We start from the raw sequence: 17,921 nt of genomic DNA on the forward strand, positions 1-17,921 counted from the left end.
TTACGAGGTGAGCTGCGCGACCGGCCGGTAATCGGCGACTCGCAGCAGCGGGCGGCTGTCGCCGGCGGTGGCGACCTTCAGCGGGCGCTCCTCCACCGGGGGCTGGTACACCGCCGGCAGGGTCAGGGTGATCCGCGTGCCCTGGCCGGGTTCGCTCGCCACCTCGATGTCGCCGCCGAGCATGGCGGTGTAATGCCCGACCAGCGTCAGCCCGAGCCCGGCGCCGCGCGGCTTGCCCTTGGCGTTGGGGGCGCCGCCCTGGGCGAAGGGCTGGAACAACCGCCCGGTCTGCGCCGTGGGAAAGCCGCGGCCGGTGTCGCTGACGGTGAAGCGGAACCAGGAGGCACCGTCCCGCTCGATCTTCGCGGCGGTCAGCGTGACGCTTCCGCCCTCGGTGAACTTGCAGGCGTTGTCGAGCAGGTTCAGCAGCGCCTGACGCACCTTGGTGAAGTCGGAATGCATGGCACCCAGCCCGGCCGGCGCCGCCAGCTCAAGCGTGTCGCCGTGCAGGTCGGCGGCGGGCAGCGAGCGCTCGCGCAGTTCGATCAGCAGCCGGTTGACGTCGAAATCCTGCAAACAGACGTCCATCGACCCCGCCTCGATCTTGGCGTAGTCGAGCAGCGCGTCGACCAGCCCGGCGAGCTGCTCGCCGGTCCACTGGATGTGCTCGACGTCGGTCGCCAGCTCGTCGACGCCCAGCCGGTGCAGGTCGCTCATCAGAGTCTGGCTGGAATTGATGATGTCGTTGAGCGGCCCGTGCAGCTCCTGGCTCAGATTGACCAGGAAATTCGTCTTGGCGACGTTGGCGCCCTCGGCGCGCTCCTTCTCGCGCAGCAGGCGGCCATGCATCGCCTCCGCCTCCCGGCGTTGGCGCTCGGTGTCCTCGACGCTGGCGCGCAGCGTGTGGACGGCGCGGGCCATGCCGGCGATCTCGTCCTCGCCGCGGATCGCCGGCAGCGCCACGTCGGTGCGCCCGGCGGCGAGCGCCGCGACGGCGCCGGCCATCGCGTGGACCGGGCGGCCGACGCTGCGCTGGACCAGCCAGACCGCCAGCAGCCCGACCAGCAGCACGCCGCCGCCGGTCCACAGCGCGACCTTGGTGTAGCCGGCCATGCCGGCGGACAGCGTTCCGCGCAGCCCCCCGGCCTCGGCGTCGGCCCGGCGGCGGATGTCGCCGATGTTGGCGGCGATGCCGGCGGCGTTGGGCGCCATCGTCTCGGCGCGGATCGCGTCCTCCTCGAGCACGGCCGCCTCGATCTTCTCGACGGCGTCGCCGGCCTTGGCCAGCAGATCGCCGACCTCGCCGATGGCTTGGCGGGTGCCGGGGACCCACAGGTAACGGTTCATCTCGGTCAGCTTGCCGCGCGCGGTGTCGAGTTGCGCCCGCATCGCCTCGGCGTCCTGCGGGTCGCGGCGGTCGACGAAGCGGGTGAGATGCTCCTGCATCAGCAGCACGGCGATGGCGGCGTCGCTGGCCAGCGCCGTCGAATCGACGCCACCGGCGCTTTTCAGCAACCCCAGCTTCTCGCGGGTCTGCGCAACCACCGGCTCCAGCACGGTGATGGTCCGCGTGGAGCGGTCGTTGCGCAGCGCGATCACCCGCTCGACCGCCGTCCAATACTCGTTCAGCGAGGCGTGGCCCTTGGCCGCCGCCTGCTGGTCGGCGGGGGCGGTGGCGCTCCGGGCCAGCCCCTCCAGCCGTTCCAGCACCGTGTCGTGCCGCCATGTGGCGTCGAGCAGGCTCTGGTCGTCGCCGAAGGCCAGATGGTCGCGGACCGACACCTCCAGGTCGCGAAAGGCGATGTCGGCATCGGCCGCCGCTTGGGACATGTCGGCGCTGCTGGAAAAGGCGCCGACGTCGCGCGTCACCGCGTAGAGCCAGCCGAGCCCGACCATCGTCAAAACCAGCACGAGCGCCAAGGCGGCGGCGAAGCCGACGGAAATCCGACCCGCCACGGTTGTTGCACGGAATCGGGGCAGGCCGCCGGTCCGGGACAGAATGCCGCTCCGCTTCACGCCAACTCCCGCACGCGCTGTCCAATCCGAACGCCGCGCCGGCGGAAGGCCGGCCGCGCGGCGCGGATTGTAGCTTGGCGCGACCGGGCAGCAAACAGACAAGTGTGGGTCAGGCGGCGGGGGCGGCCTCTTGTCCCAAGCCCTCCATCGCGCCGTCCGCCGGGTTGGTGAAGGCGTAGGCCTGCATGCCGAGGCTGCCATGCTCGAAGCCGGCGTGCAGCCGTTCGGCCCGGAATCTTTCTCCGGCGGCGCCCAGCGCCACCGGCAAGGGCAGGAAATGCTCGTCGGTCGGGTGGGCGCGCCGGGCGTCGGGGCAGCGGGACAGCCAGTCGGCCACGGCGTCGCCGTCTCCGGCGGTCAGCGTCGCGTCGAGCCAATCGGCGAAGCCGGACGCCCAGGGAGCGGTGCGGCCGCCGCCATAGACGAACTCGCGCAGATTGTGGACAGCCCCGCCGCTGGCGAGGACCAGCACCCCCTCCTGCCGCAGCTCGGCGAGCCGGTGTCCGAGCGCGATGTGCTCGGCGGCGCTGCGCCCCGGCTGCACGGCGAACTGGGCGACCGGGATGTCGGCCTCCGGGTACATCAGCATCAGCGGCACCCAGGCGCCGTGATCGAGCCCCTGGGTGGGATCGACCACGGCGCCGGTCAACCCGGCGACGCGCTCCGCCAGGGCCGGGGCGCCCGGCGCCGGGTAGCGCAGGCGGTAGAGCGCGTCGGGAAAGCCGTGGAAATCATGGACCGTCTCCGGCCTCGAAGCGCCGCTGACGGCGGGGACGCGGGTGGTCCAGTGGGCCGAGACGGCGAGGATGGCGCTGGGGCGGCCGAGTCGCGTGCCCAGGGTGGCGAGGAAGTCGCGTCCGGCGCTGTTTTCCAGGACCAGGGTCGGGGCGCCGTGGGAGACGAAAACGGACGGGAAGACGGGCATGGGCGGTGCGGACTCCGGCCGGGCGGAAGAGGAGGGGCCTGGATCCATTCGACCAAAGAAAAACCCCGGCGCCAAGGCCGGGGTTTCTCGAAACTCCGTTGCTGTCCCCGCAACAAAGGCGGGGAAGCGCGGGTATCAGTGCAGGTGCTTGGGCAGCTCGGCGATCGACTGCTCGATCAGCCGGTCCGCCTGGACCGCCTGCACGCCGCCGGCCAGGATGCGGCGGCTGGCGCCGATGGCGACGTCCACCGTCAGGTTGCGGACCTCGGCCACCGCCGCGGCTTCCGCCTGGGCGATGCGGTCCATGGCCTGGGCCTCGCGGCGCTTCAGCGACGATTCGAGGTCGGTGCCGGCCTGGGCGCGGAGGCGGGCGGCCTCCTCGCGGGCGTGGGCAAGGACGGCCTCGGCTTCCTTCAGCGCGTCGGCCTGACGGCGCTGGTAGCCGTTGAGCAGGGCCTGGGCGTCCTTGTGCAGACGCTCGGCCTCGTCCAGCTCGGCGCGGATCTTCTCGGCGCGGCCGTCGAGGGCGGAGGCGATGGCCGCACCCGCCTTCTTCCAGACCAGGGCCACGAAGATGACGAAGGAGACGAGAACCCAGAATTCAGCCGTGTTCATCCCCGGCGCTCCTCGATCACTGCCGCCACCGCGGCGTCGGCCTGGGCCTGATCGACGTCGACACCGGCCAGGCGGCCGGCGATGTCGCGGGCGATGTCGGCCGACGCGGTGCGGACGTTGGCGAGAGCCTGTTCCTTGGCCGCGGCGATGGACGCCTCGGCGGTGCGCAGACGCTCGGCGATGTCGGCGCTCAGCGCGGCCTGGCGGGCCTGGTTGTTCGCCTCGATGTCCGCGCTGGCCTGACCGATCAGGGTCAGGGCCTCGGCGCGGGCGCCGGCGAGGGACGCTTCGACCTGGGCCAGGACGGCTTCGGCCTCATCCTTCAACTGGGCGGCCTTGGCGAGGTCGCGCGAGATGCGCTCCTGCCGCGCCTCCAGCACCTCCGCCACGCGCGGGAGCGCCTTCTTGGACAGCAGGTAGTAGAGAACGCCGAAGGTCAGAGCCAGCCAGAAGATCTGGGTCGGGAAATTGGCGGGATTGAGCTGCGGCAGGCCGCCGGAAGCGTGCTCGCCGCCATGCGCCGCGTCCGGAGCGTGCTCCGCCGCAGCCGCCAGGACGGTGCCGGCCATCGTGGTGAGGGTGACGAGCGAAGCGCCCGCCACACCCGACCAGCGGGCCAGCCGGCCTTTGGCCAACAGGTTCGGCATGATCGGTCCCCCTAGGCAAAGGAGCGGCGCCGAAACTTCCCGAAGAAGCCCGGCGCCGCGTCGTCAGAGCTGTTCTTGTTGAAAGCCGCTCTGGCCTTAGGCGAACAGGATCAGGAAGGCGATCAGCAGGGCGAACAGCGCGACGGCTTCCGTCAGCGCGAAGCCCAGAATGCCGATCGGGAAGACCTTCGGCTGCACGGCCGGGTTGCGGGCGATCGAGCCGATGAGCGTCGAGAAGATGTTGCCGATACCCATGCCGACGCCGGCGAGGGCGATAACGGCCAGACCGGCACCGATGAACTTTGCGGCTTCAGCTTCCATGGTACTCATTCCTCTAGGTAAGTATTGAACGCGATGGAACGGGGTAAACGAGGGTCCGGAAGGCGGGCTCTGCTCAGTGCAGTTCCAGCGCGTCGCGGATGTACAGGCAGGTCAGGATCGAGAAGACGTAGGCTTGCAGGAACGCGACCAGGAACTCGAAGCCGGTCAACGCGACGTTGATGGCGAGCGGAACCAGACCGGTGACGAAGCCGAGCGCGCCGAGACCGCTGATCATCATGACCGTGAAGCCGGCGAAGACCTTCAGCATCGTGTGACCGGCCATCATGTTGGCGAACAGTCGGATCGAGAGGCTGACGGGGCGCATCACGTAGGAGATCACCTCGATCGGGATGAGGATCGGGGCGAGCGCCACCGGGGCGCCGTGCGGCATGAAGAAGGTGAAGAAGTGCAGCCCGTGCTTGATCAGCGCCAGCACCGTCACGAACACGAACACCACGGCGGCCAGCGTGAAGGTCACGATGATGTGGCTGGTGAAGGTGAAGGTGTAGGGGATCATGCCGATCATGTTGCCGAACAGGACGAACATGAAGATGGCGAACACGAACGGGAAGTAGGGCTTGGCGTCGTGGCCGGCGTTGTCGCGAACGAGGTTGGCGACGAACTCGTAGAACATCTCGGCGGCCGATTGCAGACGGCCGGGCACCATCGACCTGTTCGCCATGCCGACGACCAGCAGCGAATAGATCGCCGCGACGGCCACGACCATGAAGAAGGCCGACTTCGTGAACGACACGTCGTAGCCGCCGAGGATGATCTGGAACCACGAACTGATTTGAAACTGGTGCAGCGGATCCAAGGTCGTCCTCGCTCAGTGTGCGTCGCCGTCTTGGCGCTCGTTGTCCCCAGTGGGCCGGCTGTAGCCGGCGGCGATGCCGAGGCCGTTGACGGCCCGGTAGACATTCAGCACTCCCGCCGCCGACCCGAGGAAGAACATGACGATCAGTCCCCAGGGCGCCGTGCCGAGCCAGCGATCGAGCAGATACCCGCCGCCGACTCCGACGATCATGGCCGCGACCAGCTCGGTCCCGATGCGCAGCGCGGTGCCCAACACTCCCTGGGGAGGACGGTGGTATTTGCTACCGGGTCCGCCCGACCAGCCGCGTTGTTCTTCACGCGCCTTGCGCAAACGGGCTTCGAGCTCTTCCAAAGGGTCCGAAGGCGGTTTGTCGTTCATGCCGCCCTCCGATCTCCGTTTGGCTCGCCGCCACGCGAAAGCGGCGAGACCATACGTTTGGGGGACAACCCTGTCAAGTCGCAAAACCCTCTTGCTAAGTCATTGGAAAGACTGAGAAAGAAAGGAAATAACCCGGTTTTTGCCGCGCTGCGGCGCGTTGTCCCGTCTCGGCTTGCAAAAAAAGCGGCTGCCCGGAGCGCGGGCAACCGCCTGTTGCGGCTGTCTGGGACGCTTTTGTGACGCCGGGGTCAGCCCGCGATGCGGGTGCCGAGATCCTGGGCGATGCGGTCGGCGCTGGTGCCGGCCGGGTAGACGCCAAGAAAACCGCCGTCCGGACCCATCAGATAGATGAAGCTGGAATGGTCCATCAAGTATTCGTCGGGCTTGCCGTCCTTCTGCGGCGCCTTGGCGTAGTAGACCCGGTAGGCGCGGGCGGTGTCTCGGACCTGTTCCGCGGTTCCGGTCAGCCCGATCAGCCGGGGATGGAACAGCCCGACATAGTCCTTCAGGTGCGCCACCGTGTCGCGCTCCGGGTCGACGGAGACGAAGAGCGGCTGCACCTTGTCGGCCTGCCGGCCGAGCTGGTCGAGCGCCTGGGTCATGGCGCCGAGTTCGGTGGGGCAGACGTCCGGGCAGTAGGTGTAGCCGAAATAGACCAGCAGGTACTTGCCGCGATAGTCGGCGTCGGTGACCGTTTTGCCGTCGCTGTCGGTCATGGTGAAGGGGCCGCCGATCGGCACGGCGCTCCTGGTGGCGCCCGCCACCGTGCTGGAGGCGTTCTGGACCTGCCACCAGGCGATGCCGGCGGACACGGCGATGGCCAGGACGGAGGCAACGGCGATGCGGATGATTCGGGCCTTCATGATGCTTCAGGAATGGGCCCGGACGCGGCGAAGGTCAAGGGGGCCGGCGCGCACGGGGGAGGACCGATTGCCCCATGCCGCCGGACCGGACGGGATCGCGATGGCCGAGGGAGCGGTGCTCCCGCGAGCGACGTGACGTGGGCACCGCCATCTGCCGGTCTCGCGGAGGCTGGCCACGCGGCGATCTCCTCGCCGCGATGGTCGAGGCAGTCCTGGCGTGGGTCAGGCCGCCTGCTGCCGCCCGGCGAGATGCCGGCCGATCCGCTCGTCGGAATGCTGGATGTGCTCGAACAGCCAGTCGCGGACCAGCGCCAGCAGATCGTCGCCGACCGCCTCGCCCGCCTCCAGCCGGCGCTTCAACCCCGCCGTGCGCTCGCGCAGCGCGTCGTGCTCGGCCTTGTGGGCGGCCAGATCGGGGTATCCGCTGCTTTCCATCAGCCGTTCCTCCTGTTCGAAATGCAGGACGGTGTAGGCGAGCAGGCGGCCGACGGCGGCGGCGAGCGTCGCCCGGTCGGCGCGGTCGCGGGTGTGGGCGGCGGCCTCGTTCAGCAACGCGATCAGGATCATGTGGTCGGTGTCGATGCCCTCGTCGCCGACCGCCAGCGCGTCGGTCCAGGCCATGAAGACGGCGCCGCCCGCCGGCTCCGCCGCGTGCAGCGCGGTGAGCGGGGCGGCGTTGATCGCCTCGACGTTGACCAGGAAGGCGTCGACCATCCCGCGCAGGGCGTCGGCCTGCCGCGACAGGCCGCCCGCCGCGTCGAGCAGGCCGGTGGCCGAGCGCTCGGTCTCCAGCGCCGCCGCCGACACGGCGTCGATGCTGGTCGAGACCTGCCGGGTGTCCGCCGCCGCCTCGCAGGCGCTGCGGGCGATCTCGCCGGTCGCCGCCCCCTGCTGCTGGACGGCGTCGGCGATGGTGGTGCCGATCTCGTCGCTGCGCGCCACGATGGCGCCGATCTCGCGGATGGCGGTGACGGCGGTCTGGGTCGCGTCCTGCACCTGGGCGATGTGGTGGGCGATCTCCTCGGTGGCTTTCGCCGTCTGGCCGGCCAGCGATTTGACCTCGCCGGCGACGACGGCGAAGCCCTTGCCCATCTCGCCGGCCCGGGCCGCCTCGATGGTGGCGTTGAGCGCCAGCAGGTTGGTCTGGCTGGCGATGCCGGCGATCAGGCCGGCGACCTCGCCGATCCGGTGCGCCGCGTTGCCCAGCCCGTCGACCTCGGCGCCGGCCCGCCTGGACGCCTCGACCGCCTGCGTCGAGATGGCCGATGAGGTGACCACCCGCTCGCCGATCAGGGCGATGGAGCCGGTGAGCTGCTCGGCCGCCGCCGCCACCGTCTGCACGCTGTGCGAGGCGTGCTGCGAGGCGCCGGCGACGGAGGTCGCCTCCTGCCGGTTGCGGTCGGCGGTGGAGGACAGGCTGCGCGCGGTGGTCTCCAGCGTGCCGACGGCGCCGCCCATCGTGCGGATGGTCTCGGCCACCGTCGCGTCGAAGCGGTCGGTCAGCCGCTTGAGCGCGCCGGCACGCTGCTCGGCGACCCGCTGCTCGATCCGCTGGCGCTCCCAGTGATGGGCGAGGTCGATCTGCTGGACGCGGAAGATCTCGACCGTGCGGGCCATGGCGCCGATCTCGTCGGTGCGGGCGGTGCCGGGCACCGTCACCGCGCTGTCGCCGCCGGCCAGCGCCTGCATCGCCCGCGCCATGCCGTCGAGCGGGCGCACGATGGCGCGGCTGACCAGCAGCGCCACCAGCGCGGCGGCAAGGCCGATCAGCAGGCCGGTCGCCCCCAGCCGCAGGGCGGCGGCGCGGAAGGCGGTGTCGACGTCGTCGATGTAGATGCCGGAGCCGATCAGCCAGCCCCAGGGCGCGAAGCCGGCGACGTAGGACAGCTTCGCCACCGGGGCCGCCGAGCCGGGCTTGGGCCACAGGTAATCGACGAATCCGGCGCCGTCGGCCTTGACGACACGGACGAACTCCATGAACAGCCGCTTGCCGTTGGGGTCGGCGTTCCCGGACAGGTCCTGGCCGTCCAGCTCCGGACGGATCGGGTGCATGATCATGCGGGGCGACAGGTCGGTGACGAAGAAATACTCCGTCCGGTCGTGGCGCAGCGCCCGCAGCGCGTCCTTGGCCGCCGCCTGGGCGGCGTCGCGGGTCAGGGCGCCGGCGCGCTCGCGCGCCTCGTAATGGGCGACCAGCGTGTGGGCGACCTCGACCACGCTGCGGGTCTTGTCCTGACGGTCTGCCATCATCTCCGCCCGCAGCCCGATCAGGCTGACGGCCGCCACCAGGAGCAGCCCGGCCCCGGAGGCGGCGAGAATCAACCCGATCTTGCCCTTGATGCTGATGCGCTCGAACACGGCGGACAGTCCTCCTGTCACGAAAACTCTATTTCCATAAAATTTTCGTGACTTCTCGCCCGGACGCAATCATTGGTCAAGCTTAATATCTCTTGAGCGAACCTTCCGTCAGGCTGGTCATCCGCGATGCGACCATAGGACGCACGCGGCGATGGGGGGTTCCGTCACCGCCGCGTGCGTCCGCCACAGTCCGGACGGACTCCGGTCACAGCACCGTCAGCATGCTGGCGACCAGCGGGTGGCGGACGATGTCCTTCTCGGTCAGGCGGGCGACGGCGATTCCCTCGACGGCTTCGAGCCGGTTGGCGATGTCGGCCAGCCCCGACAGATTGTCCAGAAGGTCGGTCTGGTCCGGGTCGCCGGTCAGCACCATGGTGGAATGCCAGCCCAGCCGGGTCAGCAGCATCTTGATCTGGGCGTAGGTGCAGTTCTGCGCCTCGTCGATCACCACGAAGGCGTTGTTCAGGGTGCGGCCGCGCATGAAGCCGACCGGCGCGATCTCGATGGTGCCGTCGGCCATCAGGGCGCGCAGCCGCTTGGCCCCCATGCGGTCGGTCAGCGCGTCGTAGAGCGGGCGCAGGAAGGGCGCCATCTTCTCGTGCATGTCGCCGGGCAGGTAGCCGATGCTCTCGCCGGCCTCAAGCGCCGGGCGGGACAGCACGATGCGGTCGACGCTGCCCTCCTCCAGCGCCTCCACGGCGGCGGAGATCGCCAGATAGGTCTTGCCGGTGCCGGCCGGCCCCAGCGCCATCACCAGATTGTGCGTCTTGATGGCGTCCATCAGCAGCTTCTGGTTGGCGTTCTGCGGCTTGACCTTGCGGAGATAGCTCTGGTCGCGACGCTCCTCGCGCCCCAGCGGATCCCAGCCGGTCGCGGCGGGGAACAGCGGGTGCACCGTGGAGTCGGACGCTGCGGCGACGATGCTTTTGCTCGAACGCTTGGCCATGACGCATCTCCTCGAAGGGTGGGGTGGCACCGAATGCGCACACAAAAAAGCCTCCCGCAGGGGGGAGGCTCGAACGGTCGCGCGCCTGGATGTGGATCGGGGCGGAGGCCTGGCTGTGTGCCATGCTCGGCTCTGCCGGGGGCAGATTTGCCGGTGCGGGACGCCCACCGCCGGACGCCCCTGCGGAGGGGCCGGGTCGGCGGTTCGCGAAGGGCGGAACAAGGTGCAAGAGAACCTCGTCGTCGGTGGAAGCCACGCACGTCGACAGTATCGTCTGCAACGCCCGGCGTCAGGAGAAATTGCGACCGGAACAAAATATTCATACAAGATGTGGTGTGGTTGCCGCAGGAGAGCCGGCCGCCCGGACAGAGTAACCCGATGCGCGTGTCCTTGCGGAAAGGCCGGTGGGCGGCCTCTCCGGCGAAGGTCGTAGGACCGGCGAAAGGCTTTGCCGCAAGCTGAGGCTTTGGTTACTATATCCTGTGGTGGGGGAGATTGCCGACGCAACACGTTGCCTTGTCGGGCGGTCCGGTGTCGCAACCGGTCCGGCACTGCGGCCCGTGGCCTTCGGATGTCACTTTCCACCGGCATGGGATTCGCTTGAATCGCAGGGGCGCGGACGGCTAGAAGGCGCGGATCGACCGGCGCCCGACACCGCGCCGCCGCTCCGGGTGGCCGGGCGGATCGCGGGGGGAGCGGGCATGGGCCGGCAGGAACGAACGGGAAGGCAACGGTGAGCAGCGCCAGTCAGGTCGCCGAACGGGATGTGCCGTTCCAGTTGCGGGGCAATTCCTTCACCATGATGGTGTTGAAGGTCCACGCCCCCGCCTCGCCGGATTTCTTCACTCAGCTGAACATCAAGGTCCGGCAGGCCCCGAACTTCTTCCGCAACGCGCCGGTCGTGCTGGATTTCGACGACCTGCCCGAATCGGTGGTCTTCGACCTCGGGGCCTTCGTCGCCCAGGTGCGGGCGCATCACCTGCTGCCCGTCGGTTTCCAGGGCGGGCCGCGCCCGGTTCAGGAGGCGGCGCTCGCCGTCGGGCTGACGCCGATGCCGACCGGCCGCGTCGCCAAGCTGGAGGAGGTGGTGAAGGGTCCCGACCCGCGCGCCGCCAGCGCGGCGGCGCCGCAGATCATGGTCGAGGTGGTCCACCGCCCGGCCATGGTGGTGACCGAGCCGGTGCGCTCCGGCACCCAGATCTATGCCGAGAAGTCCGACCTGATCATCACCGCCTCGGTGTCGCCGGGGGCGGAGCTGCTGGCCGACGGCAACATCCACGTCTACGGCGCCCTGCGCGGCCGGGCGCTGGCCGGGGTGTCGGGGGACGCGACGGCCCGCATCTTCTGCCACAGCCTGGAGGCCGAGGTCGTTTCGGTCGCAGGCGTCTACCGCGTCAGCGAAGACATCGGCAGTGACTTTTTCAAGAAGCCGGTGCAGGTTTTCCTGCGCGACGGGGTCCTGCGCATGGAGCCGCTGAAGACGGCTTAAGGAGTTGAGCGCGCGGGGTTCGCGGGTTTCGTTGACGGCAACTTTGGGATTATGGGAGAGGCTCCGTTGAGCAAGATCATCGTCATGACCTCCGGCAAGGGCGGTGTCGGCAAGACGACCTCATCCGCCGCGTTCGCGACCGGGCTGGCGTTGCGCGGTTTCAAGACGGTCGTCATCGACTTCGACGTCGGCCTGCGCAACCTCGACCTCGTGATGGGCTGCGAGCGGCGCGTCGTCTTCGACTTCATCAACGTCATCAACGGCGAAGCCAAGCTGAGCCAGGCGCTGATCAAGGACAAGCGGATCGACAACCTCTACATCCTGCCGACCTCGCAGACGCGCGACAAGGACGCGCTGACCCGCGAGGGGGTGGAGCGGGTGCTGAACGACCTGTCGAAGGAATTCGACTACATCCTGTGCGACAGCCCGGCGGGCATCGAGCGCGGCGCGCTGATGTCGCTCTACTTCGCCGACCACGCGATCATCGTCACCAACCCGGAAGTCTCGTCGGTGCGCGACAGCGACCGCATCCTGGGCGTGCTGAACTCGCGCTCGCGCCGGGCGGAGCAGGGGCTGGAGCCGGTTTCCCAGCAGCTCCTGCTGACCCGCTACGACCCGGAGCGGGTCGAGAAGGGCGAGATGCTGAAGGTCGACGACGTGCTGGAGATCCTGGCGATCCCGCTGCTCGGCGTCATCCCGGAAAGCCAGGCGGTGCTGCGCGCGTCGAACGTCGGCATGCCGGTGATCCTCGACGAGGCGTCGAACGCCGGCCAGGCCTACACCGACGCGGTCGGCCGCTTCCTCGGCGAGGAGATCGAGCACCGTTTCGTCAATCCCCAGAAGAAGGGCCTGTTCAGCCGGCTCCTGCGGAGGAGCGCATGAGCATCTTCAGCTTCTTCCGCTCGGCCCCCCGGCCGTCGGCGGTGCAGGCCAAGGAGCGGTTGCAGATCGTCATGGCGCACGAGCGCGCCGGGCGCACCGGCCCCGATTACCTGCCGATGCTCCAGCAGGAGCTGCTGGCCGTCATCGCCAAGTACATCGACATCGACCAGAACAAGGTCGAGGTGAAGCTGGACCGTGGCGGCGACTGCTCGACCCTGGAGCTGAACATCGAGCTTCCGGCGCGCGAGCAGCTCAAGTCGGCGATGGCCGCGGTCAAGCAGGCCAAGCCGGAACCGAAGGCCGCGTCCGGCGAGGGCGAGGACGGCAAGCTGGCCGCCAACGGTCCGCTGACCAACGGTGGCGTGAAAAAGCGTCACTGAGGGCGTGCGGAGGCGACCGCGTCGCCATCGTCCACACAGCGCGTCATGCCCGTGCTTGACACGGGCATCCACAAGCAGACCTCAAGGTTCCGCCTGGATGACCGGGACAAGCCCGGTCATGACGAAGGGAACGGCGAAGCGTCCACCGCCATGAGTTCGAAGGCCCCGCGATCCCCGCGCCCCGGCGTCGAGGGACGCGGGGTTTTTTGTGCGGAAACGTCCCTTGGGCGCGGGCGCGCTCCGCCCGTCCGCCCGCGGGCATAGGACATCCTCCCCCTCCGTCCGGGTTTACGCCCGGCCCGCGACGGGGTATCAACGGAGGAACGCTCCGCGAAAGGCCAATCCCGACAAGGCGCTGCATCGCGGCGCACCGTCAACGGGAAGAGAGGGTGCCGATGTTCCTCGATTGCTCGTCGCTGATCGCCGACAATCCCCCGCGCCAGTCGAACGGGATCGCGGTCACCGACATCGACGGGGACGGCGCCTTCGAACTGGTGGTCGCCGGCCATGGCAGCAACAACCTCGTGCTGAAATGGCGGGACGGCCGGCTGGTCGACATCGCCGACCCTCTGCTCGCCGATCCGGCCGGGCACGCGGTCGGGCTGGCCGCCGCCGACGTCGACGGCGACGGGCGCGAGGAGCTGTATGTCGTCAACTCCGACCGCGCCAGCGGCCCGAAGGACATGGCCGACCGGCTGTTCGCCTGCTTCGGCGACCGCTGGCTCGACCTGCTGGCCCAATCGGAGAACATCGGGATCGCCAACCGGATGGCGGCGCGCTCGGTGGCGGCGCTCGACCGCTGGGGGCATGGCCGCTACGGCTTCGTGGTGGCGACCGACGGCGCGCCGCTGCGCCTGTACGAGCTGAGCCGGCGCGGCCGGCTGGAGGACGCGGCGGAGGAGGCCGGGCTCGACGTCATCGCCGCCGCGCGCGGCCTGACCGCGCTGCCGATCGTCTCGGACCGCATGGATCTGGTGGCGATCAACGACTGCGGCCCCAACCAGCTTTTCCGCAACCTCGGCGACGGCAACTTCGAGGAGATCGCCGAGGAGCGCGGCATCGTCGATTCGCGGCCCTCTGGCCGGGCGGTCGCGGCCTTCGACCATGACGGCGACGGGCTGTTCGACCTGCTGGTCGGCACCTGGGACGGGGCGCAGCGGCTGTTCCAGCAGCGTTCCGGCGGCGGCTTCGTCGAGTCGGCCACCGCCGACCTGTCGATGCCCGGCCGGGTCTTCACCGTGGTCGTCGCCGATTTCGACAACGACGGCTACGAGGAATTGTTCTTCCACACCCAGGGCGAGCCCAACCGCCTGTTCGGCTGGCGCCACGACCAGTGGCAGGAGATCGATCTGGGCGACGCCGCTGAGCCGAAGGGCTCGGGCACCGGCGCCGTGGCGATGGACATCGACGGCGACGGCCGGCTGGAGCTGGTCCTGGCCCATGGCGACGGCGCGGCCCAGCCGCTGTCGGTCTACCGCACGGCGGCCAACCACAACGGCTGGCTGCGCGTCCTGCCGCTCACCCCCTTCGGCGCCCCGGCGCGCGGCGCGGTGGTGAGCTGCATCGCCGGCGGGCGGCGGCAGCGCCGGGCGATCTGCGCCGGCTCGGGCTATCTCTGCCAGGGTGAGCCGGTGGCGCATTTCGGGCTGGGCGCCGTGCAGACGGTCGATCAGGTCGAGGTGCGCTGGCCCGATGGCACCGTGGTGGTGGTGGAGTCGCCGCCGGCCGGCCGCCTGCTGACGGTTCCCTATCCGCCGGAATAAGCGTGGCGGTCCGAATGACGGACCGGACATCAGTCCGTTGCGGGGACATTTCAGCGCCGCAACACATTTTGCTTTTCTGAGTCTGCGGCTCTCTTTAGGTTGATGTTTCTTGCGCCGCCGGCTAAGCGGGGGGCGCGGGCGGGGGATGAGGGCGCGGCGCCTTCGGCTCCCGCCGTCCGACATCAGCAGACGGCCCCGTCGGACCAGCGCCGACCGGCGCCCGCCGGGACCAGCAGGCAGCATGTCACGACGCGATGTTTCCCTGACAGGGGTGGAGCGGTTCTTCGATCCGGACGAGGTCATCGTCTCCAAGACCGACCTGAAGGGGCGGATCACCTACGCCAACCGGGTCTTCCAGCGCGTCGCCGGCTACAGCGAGGCGGATCTGATGGGCGCCCCCCATTCGATCGTCCGCCATCCCGACATGCCGCGCTGTGTTTTCAAGCTGCTGTGGGACACGCTGGCCGCCCGCCAGGAAATCTTCGCCTATGTGGTGAACCGGGCGCGCAACGGTGACCATTATTGGGTTTTCGCCCATGTCACACCGAGCTACGACGCGAACGGCCGGGTGATCGGCTACCATTCGTCGCGCCGGGTGCCGGAACGGTCGGCGGTGGACAAGGTCGTGCCGCTCTACCGCCAGCTCCTGGACATCGAGAACAGCCACGCCGACCGCAAGCAGGGCATGGAGGCGGGGTTCGCGACGGTCGTCGGCCTGCTGACCGCGAAGGGGATCGGGTATGACGAATTCGTCTTCTCTCTCTAGGGCGACGCTGCTGGCCGCCGCCGCCGCGGCGGCGACGCTCGCCCTGCTGGGGGCCGAGGCGGCCGGGCTTGCCGGCACCGCGCTGCGTCTGGGGCTCGGTGCCGCGACTCTCGCGGCGCTCGCCGGGGCGGGCGTCTGTCTGCGCCGGGCCACGGCGGCCGTCGAGCAGCTCGCGGCGGTCAACCGCGCCGTCGCGCGCGGCGATTTCGAGGCCCGCGTCATCGGCATCCGCGAGGGCGGGGTGCTGGGCGAGGCGATGCACGCCGTCAACGACGCCATCGACCGCACCGACGCCTTCGTGCGCGAGGCCACCGCCTCGATGCACGTCGTCTCGGAGCACAAATATTTCCGCCGCATCATCCTGCGCGGCATGCAGGGTGGATTCCTGCACGCCAGCCGCACCATCAACGCGGCGACCGACAGCATCTCCCAGAAGGTCACCGGCTTCGCCGACGTGACCGTCCGCTTCGAAGGCCAGATCCGGCAGGTCTGCACCGAGGTCGCCGGCACCGCGCATCAGCTTGAGGTGTCGGCCCGCGCCATGGAGACCGACGCCGACCGCGCCACCGGCAAGGCGTCGTCGGTGGCGGCGTCGGCGGCGCAGACCGGCTCCAACGTCGGCAGCGTCGCGGCGGCGACCGAGGAGCTGTCGACCTCCATCGCCGAGATCGCCCGCCAGATCCGGCAGGTCGCCACGGTGGCCGAGGCGGCGGCCGGCGAGGCCGAGCGCTCCAACGCCCTGGTCGCCGAACTGTCGGGCGCCGCCCGCACGGTGGGCGACGTCGTCACCCTGATCAACGACATCGCCAGCCAGACCAACCTGCTGGCGTTGAACGCGACCATCGAGGCGGCGCGGGCCGGGGAGGCCGGCAAGGGCTTCGCGGTGGTGGCGCAGGAGGTCAAGCGGCTGGCCGACCAGACGGCGAAGGCGACCGGCGACATCGCCGGCCAGATCGCCGGCATCCAGTCCTCCACCGACGAGGCGGTCGGCGCCATCGTCGGCATCGGCCGCACCATCCAGTCGATCAACCAGATCGCCGGCGGCATCAGCAGCGGCATCGCCCAGCAGGGCGCCACCGTCCACGAGATCGTCGCCAACATGGAGCAGGCCGCCGCCGGCACCCGCGCCGTTTCCGACGACATCCGCGACGTCACCGACGCCGCCACCCGCACCAGCGGCGCCGCCCACGAGGTGTTCGCCGCCTCCGAGCGGATGGCCGCCGAGGCCGACCGGATGACCCGCGAGGTCCAGCAGTTTCTGGACGAGATGCACCGCGTGGCCTGATCCCGGGCAACTGCCCGGCGAATGGGCACGCGCGCGTGGCGTGTTTTGATGATCCCGTTGTGATTGTGGCGTTGTTTCGTGGACTGACGTATTTTTCTTGCGATTTTGCCAGGCAATTGTGTTACATGCCAGCAATGTGAACAGCCGTTCGCTGGCCATTGTCCGCCGGGATACCAGTTGCACTTTGTTTCAGCATCTTAACCGGCGGCGATCCAACAAGAACAATGCGCTCACCAGGGTCTTCCGCGTCGGGACGCGGCGGAAGCTGCTGTGTTGAGGGCGGGTTGCCGACGGTCCGGCACGGTTGGCACGTCTTTTGATTGGCAGGGATGAAGAGACGGTCATGACGGGGGACACGAAGATGAGCATGGCGGGCACCGACCTGTTCGAGTTGTCGCGCGGCGTGCTGGATGTGGCGTCGAAGAAGGTGTCCCTGATCGAGGACATCACGCGCCGCACCAAGATGCTGGCGATGAACGCGCTGATCGAAGCGGCCCGCGCGGGCGACGCCGGGCGCGGCTTCGCCGTGGTGGCCAACGAGGTCTCGGAGATCTCGACCCAGGTCAACAGCATCACCAGGGAACTGCGTTCGGAGATCGTCGCCCGCGTCGATCACCTGACCACCACCGGCAGCGCCATGGTGCAGGAGATGCACGGCAAGCGGCTGGCCGACCTGTCCTTGAACATGATCGAGATCATCGACCGCAACCTGTACGAACGCTCCTGCGACGTGCGCTGGTGGGCGACCGACAGCGCCGTGGTCGATTGCGCAGCCGCCCCGTCCGAGGAGGCGCGCCGCCACGCCGCGCACCGGCTGGGCGTCATCCTGGAATCCTACACCGTCTACCTCGACCTGTGGATCGCCGACCGCAACGGCACCGTCATCGCCAACGGCCGCCCCGACCGCTACCGCAACGCCGTCGGCGCCAACGTGTCGGACGAGCCGTGGTTCCGCCAAGCGCTGGCGACGCGCGACGGCGGCGAGTTCACGGTGGGCGACGTCGCCCGCAACCGGACGCTGGACGACCGGGTGGTGGCGACCTACGCGACGGCGATCCGCCGTGGCGGCGAGGCCAGCGGCGAGCCGGTCGGCGTGCTCGGCATCTTCTTCGACTGGGAGCCGCAGGCGGCGGCGGTGGTCCAGGGGGTGCGGCTGGAGGAGGCCGAGCGGGAGCGCTCGCGCTGCCTGCTGCTCGACGCCCGCCACCGGGTGATCGCCTCCTCGGACGGGCGCGGCATCCTGGCGGAGACGGTGCCGTTGAAGCGCGGCGCCGGCACCATGGGCCACTACGTCGATGCCCAGGGCAAGCTGGTCGGCTACGCCCTGACGCCGGGCTACGAGACCTACAAGGGCCTCGGCTGGTACGGGGTCATCGTCCAGGATCGCTGAACGCCGCGCGCGAAGCGGAGTCGATCGCCGAACGGGGCCGGGATACACTCCCGGCCCTTGCCATGTCCGGCGTTCATTGC

At 69.5% G+C, this 17,921-nt stretch carries 17 protein-coding genes; 7 read left to right on the forward strand and 10 right to left on the reverse strand.

Annotation, left to right across the window (positions count from 1 at the left end; translation table 11 throughout):
- The 10 genes from J2847_RS01890 to J2847_RS01935 form a co-directional block, all read right to left on the reverse strand.
- Entirely contained in the window at positions 1–1,956 is a 1,956-nt protein-coding gene (locus J2847_RS01890) for a sensor histidine kinase (protein ID WP_325169304.1), read from the reverse strand.
- Between the two features lie 169 nt (positions 1,957–2,125).
- Positions 2,126–2,941 (reverse strand): DODA-type extradiol aromatic ring-opening family dioxygenase, encoded by an 816-nt coding sequence (locus tag J2847_RS01895; protein WP_209776573.1) that lies wholly within the window; start codon positions 2,939–2,941, stop codon positions 2,126–2,128.
- Between the two features lie 135 nt (positions 2,942–3,076).
- Positions 3,077–3,556 (reverse strand): F0F1 ATP synthase subunit B family protein, encoded by a 480-nt coding sequence (locus tag J2847_RS01900; protein ID WP_085556411.1) that lies wholly within the window; start codon positions 3,554–3,556, stop codon positions 3,077–3,079.
- A complete protein-coding gene (locus J2847_RS01905) occupies positions 3,553–4,203 on the reverse strand; it encodes a F0F1 ATP synthase subunit B family protein (RefSeq protein ID WP_085556412.1) in 651 nt (216 codons plus the stop codon). Before J2847_RS01905 ends, J2847_RS01900 begins: the two co-directional genes overlap by 4 nt.
- 96 nt (positions 4,204–4,299) lie before the next feature.
- On the reverse strand, positions 4,300–4,524 hold the full coding sequence (locus J2847_RS01910; RefSeq protein WP_085556413.1) for an ATP synthase subunit C family protein: 225 nt from the start codon (positions 4,522–4,524) through the stop codon (positions 4,300–4,302).
- Between the two features lie 73 nt (positions 4,525–4,597).
- Positions 4,598–5,341, reverse strand: coding sequence for a F0F1 ATP synthase subunit A (locus tag J2847_RS01915; RefSeq protein WP_085556414.1), 744 nt, complete (start codon positions 5,339–5,341; stop codon positions 4,598–4,600).
- Positions 5,342–5,353: 12 nt separating this feature from the next.
- The gene (locus J2847_RS01920) at positions 5,354–5,719 is read right to left on the reverse strand and encodes an AtpZ/AtpI family protein (protein WP_209776575.1); all 366 of its coding nucleotides are present in this window, start codon (positions 5,717–5,719) and stop codon (positions 5,354–5,356) included.
- A 248-nt stretch (positions 5,720–5,967) separates the two neighbouring features.
- Entirely contained in the window at positions 5,968–6,582 is a 615-nt protein-coding gene (locus tag J2847_RS01925) for an SCO family protein (protein WP_209776576.1), read from the reverse strand.
- Positions 6,583–6,804: 222 nt separating this feature from the next.
- Entirely contained in the window at positions 6,805–8,940 is a 2,136-nt protein-coding gene (locus J2847_RS01930) for a bacteriohemerythrin (protein WP_209776577.1), read from the reverse strand.
- Between the two features lie 205 nt (positions 8,941–9,145).
- The gene (locus tag J2847_RS01935) at positions 9,146–9,886 is read right to left on the reverse strand and encodes a PhoH family protein (protein WP_209776578.1); all 741 of its coding nucleotides are present in this window, start codon (positions 9,884–9,886) and stop codon (positions 9,146–9,148) included.
- 733 nt (positions 9,887–10,619) lie between these two features.
- Between J2847_RS01935 and minC the strand changes: the two genes are divergently transcribed.
- The 7 genes from minC to J2847_RS01970 all read left to right on the forward strand — a co-directional run bounded on the left by minC (position 10,620) and on the right by J2847_RS01970 (position 17,841).
- Positions 10,620–11,375, forward strand: a complete 756-nt coding sequence (gene minC / locus J2847_RS01940) for a septum site-determining protein MinC (protein ID WP_209776580.1) — start codon at positions 10,620–10,622, stop codon at positions 11,373–11,375.
- Between the two features lie 66 nt (positions 11,376–11,441).
- On the forward strand, positions 11,442–12,257 hold the full coding sequence (gene minD, locus J2847_RS01945; protein WP_209776581.1) for a septum site-determining protein MinD: 816 nt from the start codon (positions 11,442–11,444) through the stop codon (positions 12,255–12,257).
- On the forward strand, positions 12,254–12,637 hold the full coding sequence (gene minE / locus J2847_RS35030; protein WP_209776582.1) for a cell division topological specificity factor MinE: 384 nt from the start codon (positions 12,254–12,256) through the stop codon (positions 12,635–12,637). Before minD ends, minE begins: the two co-directional genes overlap by 4 nt.
- Before the next feature lie 395 nt (positions 12,638–13,032).
- A complete protein-coding gene (locus tag J2847_RS01955; protein WP_209776584.1) occupies positions 13,033–14,400 on the forward strand; it encodes a CRTAC1 family protein in 1,368 nt (455 codons plus the stop codon).
- A 241-nt stretch (positions 14,401–14,641) separates the two neighbouring features.
- The gene (locus J2847_RS01960; RefSeq protein WP_209776585.1) at positions 14,642–15,166 is read left to right on the forward strand and encodes a PAS domain-containing protein; all 525 of its coding nucleotides are present in this window, start codon (positions 14,642–14,644) and stop codon (positions 15,164–15,166) included.
- On the forward strand, positions 15,141–16,451 hold the full coding sequence (locus J2847_RS34760; protein WP_209776587.1) for a methyl-accepting chemotaxis protein: 1,311 nt from the start codon (positions 15,141–15,143) through the stop codon (positions 16,449–16,451). The genes J2847_RS01960 and J2847_RS34760 overlap by 26 nt, the downstream gene beginning before the upstream one ends.
- 343 nt (positions 16,452–16,794) lie before the next feature.
- The gene (locus J2847_RS01970) at positions 16,795–17,841 is read left to right on the forward strand and encodes a methyl-accepting chemotaxis protein (RefSeq protein ID WP_233474216.1); all 1,047 of its coding nucleotides are present in this window, start codon (positions 16,795–16,797) and stop codon (positions 17,839–17,841) included.
- The last annotated feature ends 80 nt before the right edge of the window (positions 17,842–17,921 follow it).

The organism is Azospirillum agricola, assembly GCF_017876095.1.
Classification (GTDB): domain Bacteria; phylum Pseudomonadota; class Alphaproteobacteria; order Azospirillales; family Azospirillaceae; genus Azospirillum; species Azospirillum agricola.

What these genes read in the sequence shown, in the direction of transcription:
- J2847_RS01895 (WP_209776573.1), bottom strand. Translation starts at nt 2,941, where the DNA reads ATGCCCGTCTTCCCGTCCGTTTTCGTCTCCCACGGCGCCCCGACCCTG.
- J2847_RS01900 (WP_085556411.1), bottom strand. Translation starts at nt 3,556, where the DNA reads ATGAACACGGCTGAATTCTGGGTTCTCGTCTCCTTCGTCATCTTCGTG.
- J2847_RS01905 (WP_085556412.1), bottom strand. Translation starts at nt 4,203, where the DNA reads ATGCCGAACCTGTTGGCCAAAGGCCGGCTGGCCCGCTGGTCGGGTGTG.
- J2847_RS01910 (WP_085556413.1), bottom strand. Translation starts at nt 4,524, where the DNA reads ATGGAAGCTGAAGCCGCAAAGTTCATCGGTGCCGGTCTGGCCGTTATC.
- J2847_RS01920 (WP_209776575.1), bottom strand. Translation starts at nt 5,719, where the DNA reads ATGAACGACAAACCGCCTTCGGACCCTTTGGAAGAGCTCGAAGCCCGT.
- J2847_RS01925 (WP_209776576.1), bottom strand. Translation starts at nt 6,582, where the DNA reads ATGAAGGCCCGAATCATCCGCATCGCCGTTGCCTCCGTCCTGGCCATC.
- J2847_RS01935 (WP_209776578.1), bottom strand. Translation starts at nt 9,886, where the DNA reads ATGGCCAAGCGTTCGAGCAAAAGCATCGTCGCCGCAGCGTCCGACTCC.
- minE (WP_209776582.1), top strand. Translation starts at nt 12,254, where the DNA reads ATGAGCATCTTCAGCTTCTTCCGCTCGGCCCCCCGGCCGTCGGCGGTG.
- J2847_RS01955 (WP_209776584.1), top strand. Translation starts at nt 13,033, where the DNA reads ATGTTCCTCGATTGCTCGTCGCTGATCGCCGACAATCCCCCGCGCCAG.
- J2847_RS01960 (WP_209776585.1), top strand. Translation starts at nt 14,642, where the DNA reads ATGTCACGACGCGATGTTTCCCTGACAGGGGTGGAGCGGTTCTTCGAT.
- J2847_RS34760 (WP_209776587.1), top strand. Translation starts at nt 15,141, where the DNA reads ATGACGAATTCGTCTTCTCTCTCTAGGGCGACGCTGCTGGCCGCCGCC.
- J2847_RS01970 (WP_233474216.1), top strand. Translation starts at nt 16,795, where the DNA reads ATGACGGGGGACACGAAGATGAGCATGGCGGGCACCGACCTGTTCGAG.